At 67.6% G+C, this 17,409-nt stretch carries 14 protein-coding genes; 4 read left to right on the forward strand and 10 right to left on the reverse strand.

Annotated features, from left to right (window positions below):
• Nucleotides 1-1,643: transketolase-like TK C-terminal-containing protein (locus MRBLMD1_RS16360; protein WP_414703705.1), on the forward strand; the 1,643-nt coding region annotated here is incomplete at its 5' end.
• Between the two features lie 24 nt (nucleotides 1,644-1,667).
• Nucleotides 1,668-2,309: a nicotine blue oxidoreductase gene (nboR, locus tag MRBLMD1_RS16365; protein ID WP_364401501.1), complete on the forward strand. Its 642-nt coding sequence runs from the start codon at nucleotides 1,668-1,670 to the stop codon at nucleotides 2,307-2,309.
• 19 nt (nucleotides 2,310-2,328) lie between these two features.
• Here nboR and MRBLMD1_RS16370 read toward each other — a convergent pair whose 3' ends face one another.
• The 8 genes from MRBLMD1_RS16370 to MRBLMD1_RS16405 form a co-directional block, all read right to left on the reverse strand.
• On the reverse strand, nucleotides 2,329-3,840 hold the full coding sequence (locus MRBLMD1_RS16370; RefSeq protein ID WP_364401504.1) for an HNH endonuclease signature motif containing protein: 1,512 nt from the start codon (nucleotides 3,838-3,840) through the stop codon (nucleotides 2,329-2,331).
• 54 nt (nucleotides 3,841-3,894) lie between these two features.
• Nucleotides 3,895-4,548, reverse strand: coding sequence for a uracil-DNA glycosylase (locus MRBLMD1_RS16375; protein WP_364401507.1), 654 nt, complete (start codon nucleotides 4,546-4,548; stop codon nucleotides 3,895-3,897).
• A 23-nt stretch (nucleotides 4,549-4,571) separates the two neighbouring features.
• The gene (locus MRBLMD1_RS16380) at nucleotides 4,572-5,552 is read right to left on the reverse strand and encodes an aldo/keto reductase (protein WP_364401510.1); all 981 of its coding nucleotides are present in this window, start codon (nucleotides 5,550-5,552) and stop codon (nucleotides 4,572-4,574) included.
• Between the two features lie 90 nt (nucleotides 5,553-5,642).
• The gene (locus tag MRBLMD1_RS16385; RefSeq protein WP_364401513.1) at nucleotides 5,643-8,474 is read right to left on the reverse strand and encodes a molybdopterin-dependent oxidoreductase; all 2,832 of its coding nucleotides are present in this window, start codon (nucleotides 8,472-8,474) and stop codon (nucleotides 5,643-5,645) included.
• Nucleotides 8,475-8,476: 2 nt separating this feature from the next.
• The gene (locus MRBLMD1_RS16390) at nucleotides 8,477-9,412 is read right to left on the reverse strand and encodes an FAD binding domain-containing protein (protein ID WP_364401515.1); all 936 of its coding nucleotides are present in this window, start codon (nucleotides 9,410-9,412) and stop codon (nucleotides 8,477-8,479) included.
• The gene (locus MRBLMD1_RS16395; RefSeq protein ID WP_364401518.1) at nucleotides 9,403-10,626 is read right to left on the reverse strand and encodes an XdhC family protein; all 1,224 of its coding nucleotides are present in this window, start codon (nucleotides 10,624-10,626) and stop codon (nucleotides 9,403-9,405) included. The genes MRBLMD1_RS16390 and MRBLMD1_RS16395 overlap by 10 nt, the downstream gene beginning before the upstream one ends.
• A gap of 97 nt (nucleotides 10,627-10,723) precedes the next feature.
• Nucleotides 10,724-12,298 carry an NCS2 family permease gene (locus MRBLMD1_RS16400; protein WP_414703706.1) on the reverse strand — a complete coding sequence of 525 codons (1,575 nt, stop codon included), beginning with the start codon at nucleotides 12,296-12,298 and terminating at the stop codon, nucleotides 10,724-10,726.
• 6 nt (nucleotides 12,299-12,304) lie between these two features.
• Entirely contained in the window at nucleotides 12,305-12,799 is a 495-nt protein-coding gene (locus MRBLMD1_RS16405; protein ID WP_159630648.1) for a nucleoside deaminase, read from the reverse strand.
• 405 nt (nucleotides 12,800-13,204) lie between these two features.
• Between MRBLMD1_RS16405 and MRBLMD1_RS16410 the strand changes: the two genes are divergently transcribed.
• Entirely contained in the window at nucleotides 13,205-14,581 is a 1,377-nt protein-coding gene (locus tag MRBLMD1_RS16410; RefSeq protein ID WP_364401522.1) for an 8-oxoguanine deaminase, read from the forward strand.
• 39 nt (nucleotides 14,582-14,620) lie between these two features.
• Nucleotides 14,621-15,865, forward strand: coding sequence for a non-homologous end-joining DNA ligase (gene ligD / locus MRBLMD1_RS16415; protein WP_364401525.1), 1,245 nt, complete (start codon nucleotides 14,621-14,623; stop codon nucleotides 15,863-15,865).
• Between the two features lie 60 nt (nucleotides 15,866-15,925).
• Here the strand turns inward: ligD and MRBLMD1_RS16420 are convergent, their stop codons facing one another.
• Together MRBLMD1_RS16420 and MRBLMD1_RS16425 are read right to left on the reverse strand one after the other, a co-directional pair.
• Complete coding sequence (locus MRBLMD1_RS16420; RefSeq protein ID WP_364401528.1) at nucleotides 15,926-16,933, reverse strand: glycoside hydrolase family 16 protein; 1,008 nt, start codon at nucleotides 16,931-16,933, stop codon at nucleotides 15,926-15,928.
• Between the two features lie 130 nt (nucleotides 16,934-17,063).
• Complete coding sequence (locus MRBLMD1_RS16425) at nucleotides 17,064-17,264, reverse strand: hypothetical protein (protein WP_159630642.1); 201 nt, start codon at nucleotides 17,262-17,264, stop codon at nucleotides 17,064-17,066.
• Nucleotides 17,265-17,409: the final 145 nt, after the last annotated feature.

The following is a 17,409-nucleotide window of genomic DNA, read 5'->3' on the forward strand; positions in this document are numbered from 1 at the left end:
ATGACCAGATCTGGAACCTCAAACGCGGCGGCCACGACTACCGCAAGGTCTACGCCGCCTACAAGGCCGCCACCGAATTCAAGGGCAAACCCACCGTCATCCTCGCCCACACCGTCAAGGGCTACGGCCTGGGCCCGCGGTTTGAAGGCAGGAATGCCACACACCAAATGAAGAAACTGACGGTTGAGGATCTTAAGGACTTCAGGGATTACCTGCGCATTCCGATTTCGGATGAACAACTCGACGCCGACCCGTACCGGCCTCCCTACTACCACCCGGGATTCGATGCACCCGAGATTGCCTACCTCCTTGAACGGCGGAGCGCATTGGGCGGCCCGGTTCCCGAACGCCGCGGCGGACACCAGGCGGTTGATCTTCCGGACGCGAAGTCCTATGAGGTGGCAAAGCGCGGTTCAGGCAAGCAGATGGCCGCAACCACCATGTCGTTCGTGCGCCTGCTCAAGGATTTGCTCCGCGACAAGAAGTTCGGGAACCGGATTGTGCCCATCGTGCCGGACGAGTCCCGCACGTTTGGGATGGACGCGTTCTTCCCGACGGCGAAGATCTATAGCCCCGCCGGGCAGAACTACCTGTCGGTGGACCGGGACCTGGTCCTGGCCTACAAGGAATCCCCCGCCGGTCAGCTGATCCACCCCGGCATCAACGAAGCCGGCGCCGTGGCAGCCTTCACCGCCGCCGGAACCTCCTACGCCACCCACGGCGTACCCCTGGTCCCGGTCTACGTGTTCTACTCCATGTTCGGCTTCCAGCGCACCGGCGACGCCTTCTGGGCCGCCGGAGACCAGATGACCCGCGGCTTCATCATCGGCGCCACCGCAGGACGGACCACCCTCACCGGCGAAGGCCTCCAGCACGCCGACGGACACTCCCCCCTGCTGGCCTCCACCAACCCCGCCGTCCTCACCTACGACCCCGCCTACGGCTACGAAATCGGACACATCGTCCGCTCCGGCCTGGAACGGATGTACGGTGCGGATTCGACGGACAAGAACGTCATGTACTACCTCACGGTGTACAACGAACCGATCGTGCAGCCGGCCGAGCCTCAGGACCTCGATGTGCAGGGTGTGCTGGGCGGCATCTACCGGGTGTCGGCGTCGAGTAGTGAAGGACCGAAGGCACAGATCCTTGCCTCCGGCGTCTCCGTGCCCTGGGCCATCGAAGCCCAGCGCGTGCTGGCCGATGACTGGAACGTCTCCGCCGACGTCTGGTCCGTGACCTCCTGGAACGAACTGCGCCGCGACGGCCTCGCCGCCGAAGAGGAAGCCTTCCTCAACCCCGGCCAACCCGCCCGCGTCCCGTTCGTCACCCAGCAACTCGAAGGCGCCACCGGCCCCATCGTCGCCGTCTCCGACTACATGAAAGCCGTCCCGGACCAAATCCGGCAATTCGTCCCCAACGAATACGCCACCCTCGGCGCCGACGGCTTCGGCTTCTCCGACACCCGCGCAGCAGCCCGCCGCTTCTTTAAGAACGACACCCACTCCATCGTGGTGAAAGTCCTGCAGATGCTCGCGGCGAGGGGCGACGTGGAGGAGGGCGCGCCGTCCTACGCCATGGATCGCTACAAACTCCTGGACGTCAACGCCGGCACCACCGGTGGGGCGGGCGGCGACGCCTGAGCGTTGCTCCCGTAGGGTGCAGCTATGGATGACGGAAGCAGGACCGGTTCAGCGGGAATGAGGACCACCGGGGTGGTGCTCGCCGCAGGGGCGGGCACCCGCCTGGGACTGGGCCCGAAGGCCCTGCTTCCGTACCGGGGACGCCCGTTGGTGGAGGCCATCGCCGGAACACTGCTCGACGGTGGCTGCCGGGAGGTGGTGGTGGTCCTCGGTGCAGGTGCGGCCCAGGTTGAGGCTGCCGCCAGGCTGGACGGCTGCCGCGTGCTGACCAACCCGGAATGGGAATCAGGAATGGGCAGTTCCTTCCTACTCGGCAACCAGGCCTCGGACCCGGCAGACCATCTCTTGGTCGCGCTGGTGGACCAGCCGGGCCTGACACTGGAAACGGTGCACCGCCTGTTGTCCTGCCACCGCACTGGGCGGATCACCGCGGCCGCGTACGGCCGTCGTGATTCCAACGACGGCGGTGCGGCGGGGCTCCGCCGCGGGCATCCCCTGGTCATCGACGCCTCCCTGCGCGACGCCGTGTGTGCAACGGTGACGGGTGACGCCGGGGCCCGCGGGTTCCTGCGGAGCCATCCGCATCTTGTGGATGAGGTTGACTGCAGCGATCAGTCCACGGGCGAGGACGTGGATACACCGAACCAACTTGGCCTTCTCCAGTAGCACCAGCACCCGGAGACCGTCAGGCGTGAGCCCGCAGGAACCGCTCAAGGGCATCCTCCCAGGGGGACGCGCCATGGCGAACGAGGTCGGTGCTGCCCGGCCACTTTCGGTCGGGCCACGTTCCGTCCAGCCACTTCCGATCCGGCCAGCGTGGTGGTTCCCAGTCCTGGTGTTCGCTTTGGTAGTGGCGGCCGGTGGGTGAGGTCCAGCCGGGTGGTTCGTTCTTGGTGGCGGGGGTGGGGTTCCAGGCGGTGGTGTGGCGGAGTTTGTGGTGTTTCGGGCAGGGCTGTCCCAGGTTGCTGATTCCGGTGGGGCCGCCGTTGGCCCAGGCGAGGATGTGGTCGGCGTCGTTGTCCAGGGAGTTGTTGCTGCAGCCCGGGAACGGGCACTTGCCGTCCCGCATCCGCAGCCACGCCCGCATCCCGCCGGTGACCCGGTAGCTTGTCCGGCCGATCTCCAACGGAGCCCCGTCCCGAGGATCCACCAACACCCGGTAGAACGACCCCGCCCCGCCAGCGACGAGTGCCCTGGCCATTGACGGCGGGATGGGACCGTACCCGTCCAGCACCGCCGGTTCATCGGTCAGGCCCAGCAGGGAGAACACCGGGACCGTGACCAGCACCTGCGCCCGGATCGGAGATTGCCCACGGTCCCGGACGGCACCCGCGCCCTCGGTGACGCTACTGCTGGAACTGCCGCTGGTGTCGCCGTCGTCCGTGGTGCCGCTGGTGAGGATCGCGTCGGCGAAGGTGTCGGCCCGGAGTTGGGGCATGCTGCGGGGCTCGTCCGGTCCCTGGATGCCCCGGGCGGCGGCGGTGTGCCGGTTCCACCCGGCCAGGGCCTGGTCCGCGGGAAGGTACGCGGAGAGCCAGGCCATCCCGTCCTGGTCCGGGCGGAACTCCACCCGCCGGTCCGCGACCCCTTTGGCGTGGCGTTTTTCGATGGACTCCGCGTGGTGGCGTTCCCGCCAGGTACGGGCCTTGGCCTTGAACCGGTGCGCCGGCAACTGCCCCACCGGGCACCCCCGCGCCGGGTCCGGGGGGTCCGGGTCCAGGAAATGCGCTTCCAACGCCGCAGCCCCGGCAGGATCAAGGCACGCTGTCTCGTCCGCCATCACCACCGCGTGGCTCCAGGAGATCACCCCGGCCTGCAACGCCTCCAACGTTCGCGGCAACGTCGCCGTGACAGCGTAGGAGGTGACCAGGAACGACGACGCTGCCCGCGGCCCCAGGGCCAGCACGCATCCGATCTCCGCCGCGACCGCCATCTCCTGCGCCCGCACCGGAACATCCGGCCCCGCAACGGCCGCGGCGCTCTCCGCATACCCAACGGCAGCCTTGGCCTTCAACCCAGCGATCCCGGCTTCAACCTCCCGGGACCCCGCCAGAATCTCCAGGCAACCATCCGCCAAACCAGCCAAAGGGTCAGCCGCAGAAAAAGGCACCGCACCGGACCCGTCAACCTCAGCACTCAGCACAGCAAGGGCAGCACGGATCTCCCCAAAAGCCCTCACCACCGCCGCCTTCCCCATAAACCCATCATGACAAAGGGGTACGACATTCAAGACCGGCCGCGGAGAATCAGCTCAGGCCGGCATCCCACGCTCCAGCAATTGCTCCAGCCCCTGTTTGAAACCGGACCTGCCCCCGTGGGCGGGATGCCGGATCTTCGGTACGTCCAGGCCGCTGCGTTGCAGGCTGTGCTGGGCCACGTTGCCTACGGCCACGATGGTACTGATGCCGAACAGTTCCGCGAGCTCCTGCCAGAAAGGCGTGCCGAGCTTGGTCTCGGAGGGCCGGGGCGTGCGGTTGGACAAGGGATTTCCCGGTTGGTGCGGGTGCCAGGGAAAGGCACTCCACAGCAGTGGAAGGAACCCCACTTCTTCCAGGACCTGCCAGAGCACGGTGGCGGTGGGCTCCGCGGCAACTCCCGCAGCTTCGGGCGGCAGCACGTAGCCCTTGCCAGGGCCGAAAAGCCCAAAGCTGTTGGCGGCCCCTCCGAGGATGACCCTGTTGGTGAAGGGCACCCCGGTGATCCGCATGCCCCTGAAGCCCGGCGCCTCCCCCACCAGCAGTACCTTGGGCCGGCGTTCCAGCATCTCCTGCAGGTAGAGCTCCAGGTTGTGCCTGCGGAGCGCATTCTCCGGAACTGCCTGGTTGAAGAAATTGTTGGCCGCAGCACCCGTGTCGACCACTGCAAGCTGCTCAACGAATGCCGCGATGCCGGAAGCAGGCTCCACTCCAGCCACCTTGGACGCTGTAGTTACCAGCGCGGGTGGATGGCCTCGCGGAAGTAGTGGTCGTAGATCCAGCGGACGCCGTCGTCGAACTCTTTGCCGATGCTGACGCCAGCCGCGGCCGCGTTGCCGCGGGCCTGTTCCACGTTGCGGGCGCCCGGAATGACGGTGCTGACCCCGTCCTGCGCAGCAATCCAGGCGATGGCAGCCTGGGCGGTGGTGGCGCCCTCCGGCACCAGCTGCTCGAACTCCTTCACAGCTTTCAGGCCCAGCTCGTAGTCCACGCCGGAGAAGGTTTCCCCGACGTCGAAGGCCTCGCCCTTGCGGTTGTAGTTCCGGTGGTCGTTCTCCGCGAACGTGGTGTCCTTGGAGTATTTGCCGGACAGCAGACCCGATGCCAGCGGAACGCGGGCAATGATGCCCACGCCTGAGGCTTTGGCGGCCGGGAGGACGTCGTCCAGGGGCTTGAGCCGGAAGGCGTTCAGGATGATCTGGACGGAAGCGGTTCCCTCGTGGCGGATCGCTTCCAGGGCCTCGTCCGTGCGTTCCACGGAGACACCGTAGTTGCGGATGGCGCCCTCGGACACCAGGGTGTCCAGTGCGTCGTAGACCTCGTTGTTGCTGTAGACGGGAGTGGGCGGGCAGTGCAGCTGGACCAGGTCCAGCGTGTCCGTCCCCAGGTTCTTCCTGGAACGGTCCACCCACTGGCGGAAGTTGGCCAGGGTGTAGTTTTCCGGCTGCTGTTCCATCCGGCGGCCCATCTTGGTGGCCACGGTAATGCCGAGGCCCGGGTTCTCCTTCAGGAACTTCCCGATGGCCTGCTCGCTGCGTCCATCACCGTAGACGTCGGCGGTGTCAAAGAAGGTGACTCCCGCTTCCACGGAAGCCGCGAGGATCGCCTGTGCCTGCGCCGGGTCCACGTTGCCCCAGTCCGCGCCGAGCTGCCAGGTGCCGAGCCCCACAATGGACACATTCCGTCCGGTCTTGCCTAAAATCCGCTGTTCCATCCCCCGACTATATGCAACGATGCAAGCCGGGGTCAGATCCGCCCCGCCCGGGGCCCACCCCGGGAGCCGCATGTGGCCCCCGGCGTGGTCCTATGCAGGAACCTGTTCCAGCCCGGGCACCAGTCCCGCTTCCTTGAGCCCCAGGTAGATCCGGTCACGGGCAATGGGCAGGGACGTAAACCGCACTCCGGTCGCGTTCCGGATGGCGTTGGCAAGCGCCGGAGCCACGGGATTGAAGGGGCTTTCGCTCATGGATTTCGCCCCCAGCGGCCCCATCTTGTCGTTCGTGTCGGCGAAGTACACCTCGCTGCGCGGCACGTCCGCGAACGTAGGGATGTGGTACTGCCGCAGGATGTCCGTGGTGACCTTTCCGGCGTCGTCCACCACCACTTCCTCATACAGCGTGGCACCCAGGGCCTGGGCGATCCCGCCCTCGATCTGTCCACGGCACTGGCGCGGGTTGACCACCACCCCGGCGTCCGCTGCCTGCACGCTTTGCAGGATCTTCAGTTCGCCGGTGCCGCGGTTTACCGCCACCCGGAAGCCGTGCACGTTGAAGGCGACCGACCGCGGTGTACCGCCCCAGCGCCCCTCCGCGGCCAGTTCGACGCCGGCATCCGCGGCGCCCTGCGCCAATTCAGCCAGTGCCACGGGAGTTCCGTCGACCACCACGGCGTCACCGTCGAGGACGCACGCAGACGCCTGGGTCTGCCGGATCCCGGCGGCAAAAGCGCGGATCCGGACAGCCAGCTCTTCCGCGGCTGCCAGGGTCGCCTTGCCGGCCACCACGGTGCCGGCGGAGCCGAACGCACCGGTATCGTGCTCCACCAGGTCGGTGTCGGACTGCCGCACCGCCACCCTGGACGCCTCCGTGGACAGGGCTGTAGCCGCCAGCTGGGCGTGCACGGTGGTGGTGCCGTTGCCGAACTCGGCGGTCCCGACGTCGGCCTGGTACGTCCCGTCCGGCAGCAGCCGGAGCCGGGAATGGGCAAAGTGGCCGCGCGGGGGCACGGTGTCGATCATGGACAGGGCGGCCCCTTCACCCACCATCCAGTCGGGTCCAAGGTCATCCAGGCCTGCGTCCCGGTATCTGGCCTTGCCGCGGTCCAGGGCATCCCGGACGAGGTCCAGGCACTGGTCCAGTCCGTAGCTGCCGTAGTGGACGTCTTCCTCCGGGTCCGGCTGGGTGGACAGCATGTGGTCGCCCTCGCGGACCATGTTGCGCCGGCGGAACTCCAGCGGGTCCATGCCGATACCGGCGGCGAGCTCGTCCATGGCGGACTCGATGGCGAAGATCATCTGGCTCAGCCCGTACCCGCGGAACGCACCGGACGGCACGGTGTTGGTGTACACCGAATGCGCGTCCACTTTCTTGTTGGCACAGTTGTACACGGCCAGCGATTCGCCGCAGCCATGGAACATGACGCCGGGCCCGTGGTTGCCGTAGGCGCCGGTGTTGGTCACCACGTCCAGCTCAAGCGCGGTCACCCGCCCTTCCCTGCTGGCCCCGGCCTTCAGCTTGATGGTGAACGGGTGCCGGGTGGTGGTGGCGGTGAACTGCTCGGTGCGGGTCAGTTCCAGCTGGACCGGCCGTTGCAGCTTCAGGGCCGCGAGCGCCACGAGGTCCTCGGTAAGGACCTCCTGCTTGCCGCCAAATCCACCGCCGACGCGGCCCGCCACCACATGCACTTTGTCTTCCGGCAAACCGAATACCCGGCACAGGGTGCGGCGGACCAGGAACGGGACCTGGCTTGACGTGCGGACCTGGAGCCGCCCTTCGGCGTCCACCGACGCGATGGCAGCGTGGGTTTCCAGTGCCACGTGCTGCACCCGCTGGGTCTGGTAGGTCTGTTCGTGGATAAAATCGGCGGCGGCGAAGCCGTCAGCCACGCTCCCCAACTCCGAGTGCAGTTCCGCCACCACGTTGCCGTCCGGCCGCGAGATGCGGGAGCGGGCGGCATCCTTGTCCCCGTGGACCAACGGCGCGCCGGGACGCAGGGCCTCCTGCGGCGAGAAGACGGCGGGCAGTTCCTGGTATTCCACCTGGAGCGCCCGCACCCCGGCCTCCGCGGCGCCCACCGACTCGGCGACGACGGCGGCCACCCGCTGGCCAATGAAGCGCACCACGTCATCCAACACCCGCGTATCGTCCGGGTCGTCGGTGAAGAGCTCGTGCTGCGCGGTGGAGAACAGCTGCTCCGGCGCATCCTCGTGAGTGAAGACCGCCACCACCCCCGGAATCTTCAGGGCAGCTTCCGTATCGATGGAGACCACCCGGGCGTGTGCGTGCGGCGAGCGCAGGATCTTCAGGTGCAGCAGTGCCCGCTGCTGGTCACCCGGGAGATCCAGGGTGTAACGGGCGGTCCCGGTGACCACCGCCCGGCTGGCAGGCGCGGGAACGTCGTCGCCCAAACGGCCCGGCTCCGGGTCAGGCTGCCCCTCCCCTGCGATCCCGGACCCCGGTCCCTGGGGATCGGGGTGGCCGGCGTTCCCGCAGACCGCGTCGGCGATGGCGCGGTAGCCGGTGCAGCGGCAAAGGTTGCCTTTGAGGTTCCGGGGCAGGTTCTCCTTTTGGTCGTCGTCGAACGTGGCGGCCGTCATCACCATGCCCGCCGTGCAGAAGCCGCATTGGAAGCCTTGGCGTTCCATGAACTGCTGCTGCACCGGGTGCAGCTCCCCCTCGGGACCACCGGCGGCGGCCAGCCCCTCGATCGTGGTGACCGCATGGCCCTCCGCGCGTACTGCCGGGTAGATGCAGCTGTGGACCGGCGTCCCGTCCACGTGCACGGTGCAGGCACCGCAGTCTCCGCCGTCGCACCCCTTCTTCACGCCGGTGTTGCCCTGCTCGCGCAGGAACGTCCGCAGGCATTGCCCCGGGCGCGGGTCCGCGCCCGCGGGGGTTCCGTTAATCTTGATGGCCATGCTCAGGCCCCTTTCGGCAGTGTGGTAGTCCCGGCGGCCGGCCTGTCGCCGGCCCGGGGCGGCCAGAAGTCGCCGGAGACAGGAACATCGTGGGCACCGGCGGGTGCGGCGAGTTCTGCACGGATTTCCTCGGCCAGCCGGGAGGTCATGTCCCGGCGCCATGCAGGCAGGCCGTGGATGTCATCGTGGTAGAGCCCGGCAGGGATGTGGTCATCCAGCGCGGCGGCCAGCCGGCCTGCGTCCGGGAGCGTGTCGAAGCGCAGCTGCACCGGCCGCTTGGTGGCGGCGGTGACCGTCAGGGTTAGGGAGGAGTCGTCGTCGAGCCGTCCGATGAGCAGCGCCCCGGACCGGCCCAAGTTGCTGAGGGACAGGCGCCGGAAGGCCACGCGGGCGGAAAGGGCCGACGCCGGCAGGTGGACGCTGCGAAGCAGCTCGCCGGGTGCCAGGCAGTTTTTCGCATCCCCGGTGACGAACTCCGCCACGGGGACGGTACGGCTGGAACCGCCTGGCGCGAGGACGGTGGCCACGCCATCCAGTCCGGCGCACAGCGAGATGATGGGACCGGCGGGCAGCGAGGTGCAGAGGTTGCCGCCCACGGTGGACATGTTCCACACCTTGAAGGACGCCACGAAGGAATCGCAGCACGCACGGACCAGGTCCAGCCCTGGCCACGTGCGGCCGGTCACCTCCGGGGTACCGGGCAGGGCGTACAGCTGCGCGATGGTGCAGGTGGCTGCCAGCTCAATCCCGTCTTCGTTGACGGTGATGGGCGTCCAGCCGGCGTCGCCGAGGTCCAGCAGCCGCTTGAGCGGCTGCGGGCCAAACGCATAGCTGCCGTAGGAGAAAAGGACCGTGCCGCCGGCAAGCCAGGCGTCGCCGTCGCGCCATTGTGCGGGGTCGGTGGTGCGGACCACCGCCTCGATGGTGTTCATGTCCATGCGATCTCCTGCGTATTAAGGTCTGTGGGCGCCGGGGCAGCCAGGTGGTGATGGATGGTGCCGGAAGTTTCCCGCAGCGGCTGGCAGCTGGCAGCGCGGGTGCGGGCGGCGATCAGTTCCGCGGTGACGGATACCGCCACTTCGGCGGGAGTGACCGCACCGAGGTCAAGGCCGATGGGTGAGTGGAGCTGGGCGATACGCTCCGGCGCGACGCCCGCGTCAAGGAGCTGCTCAACCCGTTGGAGGTGGCTCCGCCGGGACCCCATGGCGCCAACGTAGGCAAGGTCCATGGCCAACGCCGTTTCCAGCAGGGGGAGGTCGAATTTGGGGTCATGGGTGAGGACGGCGGCCACGGTGCGGCTGTCCGTCCGGCCCGCCGCCGCTTCCGCTGCCAGGTAGCGGTGCGGCCAGTCGGTGACCACCTGGTCGGCGGCCGCGAACCGGGGCTGGGACGCGAAGGCTGGCCGGGCATCAACGAGGGTCACGTGGTAGCCCAGCAGCTTGGCTGCAGGGACCAGTGCGGCACCGAAGTCGTTGGCGCCGAATACCAGCATCCGCGGCGGGGCCAGCCTGGACTCCACCAGGATGGCGGGTTCCGCGGCAGGTTGAGCGTCGCCGGACTTGGCGGGGGCGCATTCGCCCGGCTGCAGGAGCCGGACCAGCCCGGCACCGCCGCTGCGCACCAGGGATTCCACCTGCAGGGCCGGTTCCCCGTGCAGCAGCGCTGCCAGCTCCGAAGATGCTGCCAGGCGGAAGGCGCCCGGATCGGAGAGGACGACGGCGGCACCTCCTGGAGTATCGAGCAGCCGTACCAGCGCCACGGCGTGGGCCGGACCCAGGCCGGCGAGCTGCAACAGGACGGCCCGAAGCGGGTGCGGGATTTCGCCAGGCACGGCGGCGGGTACGGGCTGGATCTGGATGCCCAGTTCGCCCCCGCAGGTGAGTCCGGCCGCGAAGGCATCTGCGGAACTGAAGCCAAAGGTCCCGTGGCGCGGGACGGCGTCGTCCATTGCCTCCTGGGCGAGCGCCACCACGGCGCCTTCCACGCAGCCGCCGGACAAGCTGCCCAGCACGTCACCGGAACCGGCGACCAGCATGGACGTTCCCACGGGCCGGGGCACAGACCCGGAGGCCGCCACGATGGTGGCCACGGCGAACTCCCGGGCTGCGAGCCGGGGCACCCAGGGGCCGAGCGAAGGGATCAGGTCAAGCATGGCGTCGCTCCTTCTTCCGCAGCGGTGGTGTCAATTGTCGGTCCTTCCGGGGGCCGGGCCAAGGGCTGGCACGGCCCCCGGAAGGAAAGGGCACTGCTTAGCCGCCCAGCAGGGCGTTGATCGGCCCGCGGGCGAAGTACACCAGGAACCCGGCGCTCACCACCCACATCAGCGGATGGATCTTCTTGGCCTTGCCGGATGCCGCCCCGATCACGGCCCAGCTCACAAAGCCCACGCCGATGCCGTTGGCGATCGAGTAGCTCAGCGGCATGGTCACGATGGTGAGGAAAGCCGGCAGGGCCACGGTGAACTTGGTGAACTTGATCTCCCGGATCTGCGCCATCATCATGGCCCCCACCACCACCAGGGCGGCCGCGGCAACCTCGAGCGGCACCACGCTGGTGAGCGGGGTGAGGAACATCGAGCCGAGGAACAGTACGCCCGTGACCACCGACGCCAGGCCGGTGCGGGCACCTTCGCCGATGCCGGCTGCCGAGTCGATGTAGACGGTATTGGAGGAACCGGAGGTGGCCCCGCCCGCCACGGCGCCGAAGCCTTCCACGATGAAGGCGGACTTCAGCCGCGGGAAAGTGCCGTCCCTGTGGGCGACGCCGGCGCTCTTGGCCAGGCCGGTCATGGTGCCCATGGCGTCGAAGAAGTTGGTGAACACGAGCGTGAACACCAGCATGGTGGCTGCGAGTCCGCCGATCCTGGCGAAGGAGCCGAAGAGGTCGAAGTGGCCTACGAGGCCCAAGTCCGGGGCGGACACCAGCTGGCCGGACAGGACCGGGGTGTTCAGGTGCCAGCCGCCGGGGTTGGTGGCGCTGGCGGGGCCCAGTTTCATGACTGCTTCCACGACGGCGGCCAGCACGGTGGTGCCGACGATCCCGATCAGGAGTCCGCCCTGGACCTTGCGTGCCACGAGGATGCCCATGGCAAGGAGGCCGACGACGAACACCAGCGTGGGCACGGAGGTGATGGAGCCGCCGTCGCCCAGCTGGACGGGCGGCCCGCCCGCGGTGGGCCGGACGAAGCCGGAGTCCACGAAGCCGATGAAGGCGATGAACAGGCCGATGCCGACCGTGATGGCGGCCTTCAGTTCCTTGGGCACGGCCCGGAAAATGGCCGTCCGGGCGCCGGTGACGCCGAACAGGACGATCAGGATGCCGTTGATCACCACCAGGCCCATGGCCTCGGGCCAGGTGACTTCCTGGATCACCGAGACGGCAAGGAAGGAGTTGATGCCCAGTCCGGCGGCGAGCCCGAACGGCAGGTTGGCGATGAGGCCGAAGAGGATGGTCATGACGCCGGCGGTGAGGCCGGTGACGGCGCCCACCTGCGCGGCGGAGAGCCAGCCTCCGGCGACGTCGGTGGGGGCGTTGTCCGCGCTGAACCCGCCCAGGATGAGGGGGTTGAGGATGACGATGTACGCCATGGTGAAGAAGGTGACCAGGCCGCCACGGAATTCGCGGGCAAGGGTTGAGCCGCGCTGCGTGATGTGGAAGAACCGGTCCAGGAGGGAGTCCGCCGCCGGCGGGGTGCTTCCCAGCCGCGTCCGTCCGGTTGCCTTTTGCGTTTCGCGTGCCGCTGCGGGCTCTGCACTGTTGTTCCCGTTGGGGAGCAGCGCAGCCTGCTTTTCAGCGGAATTGTCCAGGATTGTCATGTCAGCCACCGGGCCCTAGTAGTCAATCCTGGTTTCGAGCGTGTTCCAGGTGGTGAACGGTTCCAGCGGGGCCGGGGCCTGGGGATCGCCCAGCTCCAGCTTGGAAACCGGCATCAGGGAATCCCTGTCCTGGTTGTCGAAGTATTCGTAGAACACGGCGTCGTCGAAGCCGACCGAGGCGGCGTCGTGGCGGTCCGCCGCGTAGACAACGCGGCTGACCCGTGCCCAGAGTGCGGAGGCCAGGCACATGGGGCACGGCTCGCAGCTGGTGTAGAGGGTGGCGCCGCTGAGGTCGAAGGTCCCCAGCTCGCGGCAAGCGGTGCGGATGGCGGTGACTTCAGCGTGGGCGGTGGGATCGTTGTCCGCAGTGACGCGGTTGACGCCGTCGAACGTCTTGCCGTCCGCCGTGACGATCATGGCGCCGAACGGGCCTCCGCTGTTGAGGACGTTGGCCGTTGCCAGCCGGATGGAGCGGGCCAAAAACTGTTCGGCCGTGACGGTGGTACTCATGATGCGACTTCCTTTTGCCGGGAAGCCTGTTGCCGCGCAGGACCAGTAGAACCAGGTGCGAACGGTTACCAGGCTTCAGCATGTGCTGTGAAGGTTAAGTTGCGCCTGGTAGATAGCTTCCCGGGTTCGGGCGCCCGCCTTTGGCAGAATCGAGATTAGCACCGCTTTGTGGGCCGCGCCATAGTTTTCTGGAAATTTAATTTCGCGATGTGAAATCTATGTTTCGCGCTCTTCACCGGCCCGTCCGTCTCCGCGGTCACAAACAGAGGCATTGACGCAGGCCAGGCCGTTTCCCTACTCTGGTCGCACCCGCGCCGCCCGACGGCACGGGAACCTGGATCAGCAGACAGGGCCTCACTGAGCTGGATATAACTGCACCGCACTCCGCTCAGACAAGGACAGCCCATGACCATTTCCTCCCCTGCCCCCATCAGCCGGCTCTGGATCAGGAATCCGTTGGCCGCGTTTACCGCCAACTCCCTCGACGCCTCCGGCGGCGTGGTGGTCAGCGGCGGTGTTATCACAGAGGTCCTTGCCGCCGGCCAACAGCCGTCCACGCCCTGCACCGAAACGTTCGACGCCGGCAACCACGTACTGCTGCCCGGCCTGGTCAACACGCACCACCACTTCTACCAGACCCTCACCCGCGCCTGGGGCCCGGTGGCCAACGCCCCACTGTTCCCCTGGCTGCAGAACCTCTATCCAGTGTGGGCGCGGCTCACTCCCAAGGACCTGGAACTGGCCGCAACGGCTGCCCTCGCCGAACTGCTTCTTTCCGGCTGCACCACCGCAGCGGACCACCACTACCTCTTCCCGGCAGGGCTCGAGGATGCCATTGACATCGAGGTGGAAGCAGTGCGCCGGCTGGGCATGCGGGCCACACTGACCCGCGGCTCCATGACCCTTGGAACCGACGACGGCGGCCTGCCGCCACAGTCCACGGTGCAGGATCCGGAGGTGGTGCTGGCGGACAGCGAGCGCCTGGTTTCCACGTACCACGAGCGCGGCGACGACGCCGTGATCCAGGTCGCCCTGGCCCCGTGCTCCCCGTTCTCGGTCACGAAGGACATCATGGCCGAAAGCGCTGCCCTCGCTGAACGGCTGGACGTCCGGCTGCACACGCACCTGGCAGAGACCCTTGACGAGGAGGACTTCTGCCGGGAGATGTTCGGGTTGCGCACGGTGGACTACCTGGACAGCGTGGGCTGGCTGACGGACCGCACCTGGCTGGGCCACGGCATCCACTTCAGCGACGCCGAGATCACCCGCCTCGGTGCGGCGGGGACCGGCGTCGCGCATTGCCCCACCTCCAACATGAGGCTTGCCTCCGGTACAGCCAGGGTCTTGGAACTGGAGGATGCCGGGGTACCGGTGGGGCTCGGCGTGGACGGTTCGGCGTCGAACGATGCCTCCAACATGATCCTGGAAGCACGCCAGGCGCTCTACCTGCAGCGGCTGCGCTACGGGGCCGACGTTCCGGTGGAGCGGGCGCTGGGCTGGGCCACCCGCGGCTCGGCTGCCGTGCTGGGCCGGCGGGGACTGGGTCAGCTGGCACCCGGGATGCAGGCCGACCTGGCGCTGTTCACCCTGGATGAGCTGCGCTTCTCCGGCAGCCACGACCCCGTCGCCGCCCTCCTCCTCTGCGCCGCCGACAGGGCCGACCGGGTGATGGTCGGCGGGAAGTGGCGGGTGGTGGACGGCCAGATCCCGGGGCTGGACATACCGGGGCTTATCGCGGAGCACTCAGCCGCGGCACGGCGCCTGGTCAACGGCGGCCGGTGAACGGCTGACAGCGGTCCGGGCCGCTGCTACCGTGGCGGCATGACCCCGTCAAAGACGCCGCCCGAGGTTCTCGACATCGATGGAATCGAAGTCCGCATCTCCAGCCCGGACAAGGTGGTATTCCCGGAGCCGGGGCTGACCAAGCTCGACCTGGTGCGCTATTACCTTGCAGTGGCGGAGGGCGCACTGCGGGGCGCGGGCGGCCGGCCCATGGTGCTCAAGCGGTTCCCGAAAGGCATTGACGCCGAGCCGTTCTTCCAAAAACGCGTGCCGGAAAACCACCCGCCCTTTGTTGGTACCGCCACACTGCATTACGCGTCCGGGACCTCGGCCGAGGAAGCCGTGATCCGGGATGCCGCCGGCCTGGCCTGGGTCATCAACCTTGGCTGCCTGGACCTGAACCCGCATCCCGTGCGGGCAGAGGACCTGGAACACCCGGACGAACTGCGGGTGGACCTTGACCCCATGCCGGGCGTGGACTGGTCGCAGATCGTGGATACGGCGTACGTGGCCCAGGAGGTGCTCGATGACGTGGGTTTGGTGGGATGGCCCAAGACCAGCGGGTCGCGCGGACTTCACATCCTGGTCCGCATTGCCCCGGAGTGGTCCTACTCCGATGTCCGGCTGGCTGCCGAAACCCTGGCACGGGAAGTGGAAAACCGGGCTCCCGGCCTTGCGACGGCACGGTGGTGGAAGGAGGAGCGCGGCGAGAGCGTCTTCGTGGACTTCAACCAGAATGCCAAGGACCGTACGGTCGCGTCCGCCTACTCAGTCAGGCCACTGCCGGATGCCCGCGTTTCAGCGCCGCTGACGTGGGAGGAGATGCGCACGGCCCGGCCTGGACAGTTCACTGTTCCCACGATGCTGAAGCGGTTTGCAGAAACCGGCGATCCGCACGCAGGCATTGACGGGGCGGCCGGATCGTTGGATGGATTGCTGGCCCTGGCGAAGGAACTGGGTCCGGCGGAGAAGGCTCCGCGCAGCGGCAACGGCTCCGGCCGCCGCCAGTCGCTGATGCCGCTCATCGAAGTGGCCCGGACCAGGACCAAGCCGGAAGCGCTGGCTGCGCTCGACGAATGGAAGTCCCGGCACGCCGCCGTCGTGGATTCCCTGCAGCCTGCCGACATCCTGGTCGACGGGATGCGCGGGTCCAGCTCGCTCTGGTACCGGGTACGGGTCAACCTGCAGCACGTCCCCGACGGCGAGCGGCCGCCGCAGGAGGAGCTCATCGCCGACTACGACCCCTGGGCCGGCAAGCAGTGGCCGGGGCGGCCCGGCCACTGAGGAACGAGCACGCGGGGAACCGGCAACTGGGGTACTGGCAGCCGGAGGGCAGGTTCCGGGCTACTGCCAGGCCCGCACCCAGTCCACCTTGATGGCTCCGGTTTTGCCCAGGACCAGTTTGTCTGGGTTGATGCCGACATTCAGGAGGAGGTAGTGCGGAGCATTGCCGTCGCTGGTGGGGTAGGAAAACTCAAGCTTCCCGTCGAAGTAGACGTCGTTGACGCCGGCCTTCCGGTGCACCCCATAGGTGTGGTAGCCGCCCGCCCAGCATCCAATGAACCATTTTGCGGGATCCCTGTCCGCAGAGTGATAGACCGTGGTCATGGTCCCGGCGAGGGGTTCTGCAATGTCGATCTCGCCGGTTGCGGGGAACTTTTGGCCGGTGGTCCACCAGGCCGGCCAGTTGTAGATACCGCCCGAGCAGGTTCCCGGGAAGTAGATCCGGGCCTCAACGTAGCCGGTGGTGTACTGGAACCCCACATGGCCCGGAACGCCGTCCTTGGGATTGGTGGACAGCAGCGCGCCCGATTCTGCGTCGGACAGCTGCAGGACCGCGTTTCCGTTCTCCACTTTGACATTGCTGGAACAGGTCTTGACCCCGTTCTTTGTCGATCCGGGATGGCAGTCACGGAACCAGTAGGGAGTCCAAAGACTGGTGTTGAGGGTGTCGAATTCCTCATCGAGCACCAGCTTCCACGCTCCCGGAGGGCCGAGCGGACCGCCCTCCTTGCTGGCCACAACGGGGGTGCCCTTGACCAGGGCTTCACTTACCGGGCCATCGGCGGGGGCTTCCTGGGCTTTGGCCGGTTCTTCCGCGCTGGGCTGCTCCGCTGCCGGCGGCTGGGCAGCGGGCGCGTCAGGCCCGCCCGGAGCGGCCGGCTGTTCCGCACCAGTGCCACCGGTGGAATCTGAAAGCGCGGGCCCGGGGTCGGTACCGGCCACCGACGCCTCCTGTCCGGGCGGTGAGGCATCAGGCTGCCCCGCCTGCAGCATGGCACTGCCCGAGAGCCCTGCAACGACCAGCACACAGCACAGGACCTGCAGTAGGCGGGCTGTGGCTTGTGGCATCGCTGTCCTTCCCTCGCACGTAATGGCGATGGCCAGACCAAGGACGAAGCCTCCAAGCCCACGGTCGGCTGTCTATCGTGCAAGGCTAGAAGAATTTCCCACGCCAGTCCCGAGTAGCGGCTACTCAGCTTTAGGGACGGCTTTTACGCGCTTTCACGGCGGGGGTACGCAGCGACTGGATCCACCGGGACAGGCGCCCGGTGGAGTGGAGGCGCTCCTCCGGCACGTACAGATCAGGGTCGACTCCTCCGCCGAGGGGGAGGTAGAACTCCTGCGCACCGGGCCCTGCGGACGGTGCTGCCGGAACAGGATGGTTGTCTTGCTGGTACATCGGAACCTCCTTTTTCATATTATGGAAAGCAATTTCTGCTATGTGAAAAGAATAGGCGGGCACTGGGAGGCGGTCAAGAGGTCAGCCCTACACTCCCGGCGCCCGGACGGTCACAAACGGAATTTTCAGTCTGTGATGTACACCA

This window comes from Pseudarthrobacter sp. LMD1-1-1.1 (assembly GCF_040676255.1).
Lineage (GTDB): Bacteria > Actinomycetota > Actinomycetes > Actinomycetales > Micrococcaceae > Arthrobacter.

Excerpts from the sequence above, each read along its gene's own strand:
- nboR (WP_364401501.1), top strand. The coding sequence starts at position 1,668 with ATGGATGACGGAAGCAGGACCGGTTCAGCGGGAATGAGGACCACCGGG.
- MRBLMD1_RS16370 (WP_364401504.1), bottom strand. The coding sequence starts at position 3,840 with ATGGGGAAGGCGGCGGTGGTGAGGGCTTTTGGGGAGATCCGTGCTGCC.
- MRBLMD1_RS16380 (WP_364401510.1), bottom strand. The coding sequence starts at position 5,552 with ATGGAACAGCGGATTTTAGGCAAGACCGGACGGAATGTGTCCATTGTG.
- MRBLMD1_RS16385 (WP_364401513.1), bottom strand. The coding sequence starts at position 8,474 with ATGGCCATCAAGATTAACGGAACCCCCGCGGGCGCGGACCCGCGCCCG.
- MRBLMD1_RS16390 (WP_364401515.1), bottom strand. The coding sequence starts at position 9,412 with ATGGACATGAACACCATCGAGGCGGTGGTCCGCACCACCGACCCCGCA.
- MRBLMD1_RS16395 (WP_364401518.1), bottom strand. The coding sequence starts at position 10,626 with ATGCTTGACCTGATCCCTTCGCTCGGCCCCTGGGTGCCCCGGCTCGCA.
- MRBLMD1_RS16405 (WP_159630648.1), bottom strand. The coding sequence starts at position 12,799 with ATGAGTACCACCGTCACGGCCGAACAGTTTTTGGCCCGCTCCATCCGG.
- MRBLMD1_RS16410 (WP_364401522.1), top strand. The coding sequence starts at position 13,205 with ATGACCATTTCCTCCCCTGCCCCCATCAGCCGGCTCTGGATCAGGAAT.
- ligD (WP_364401525.1), top strand. The coding sequence starts at position 14,621 with ATGACCCCGTCAAAGACGCCGCCCGAGGTTCTCGACATCGATGGAATC.
- MRBLMD1_RS16420 (WP_364401528.1), bottom strand. The coding sequence starts at position 16,933 with ATGCCACAAGCCACAGCCCGCCTACTGCAGGTCCTGTGCTGTGTGCTG.
- MRBLMD1_RS16425 (WP_159630642.1), bottom strand. The coding sequence starts at position 17,264 with ATGTACCAGCAAGACAACCATCCTGTTCCGGCAGCACCGTCCGCAGGG.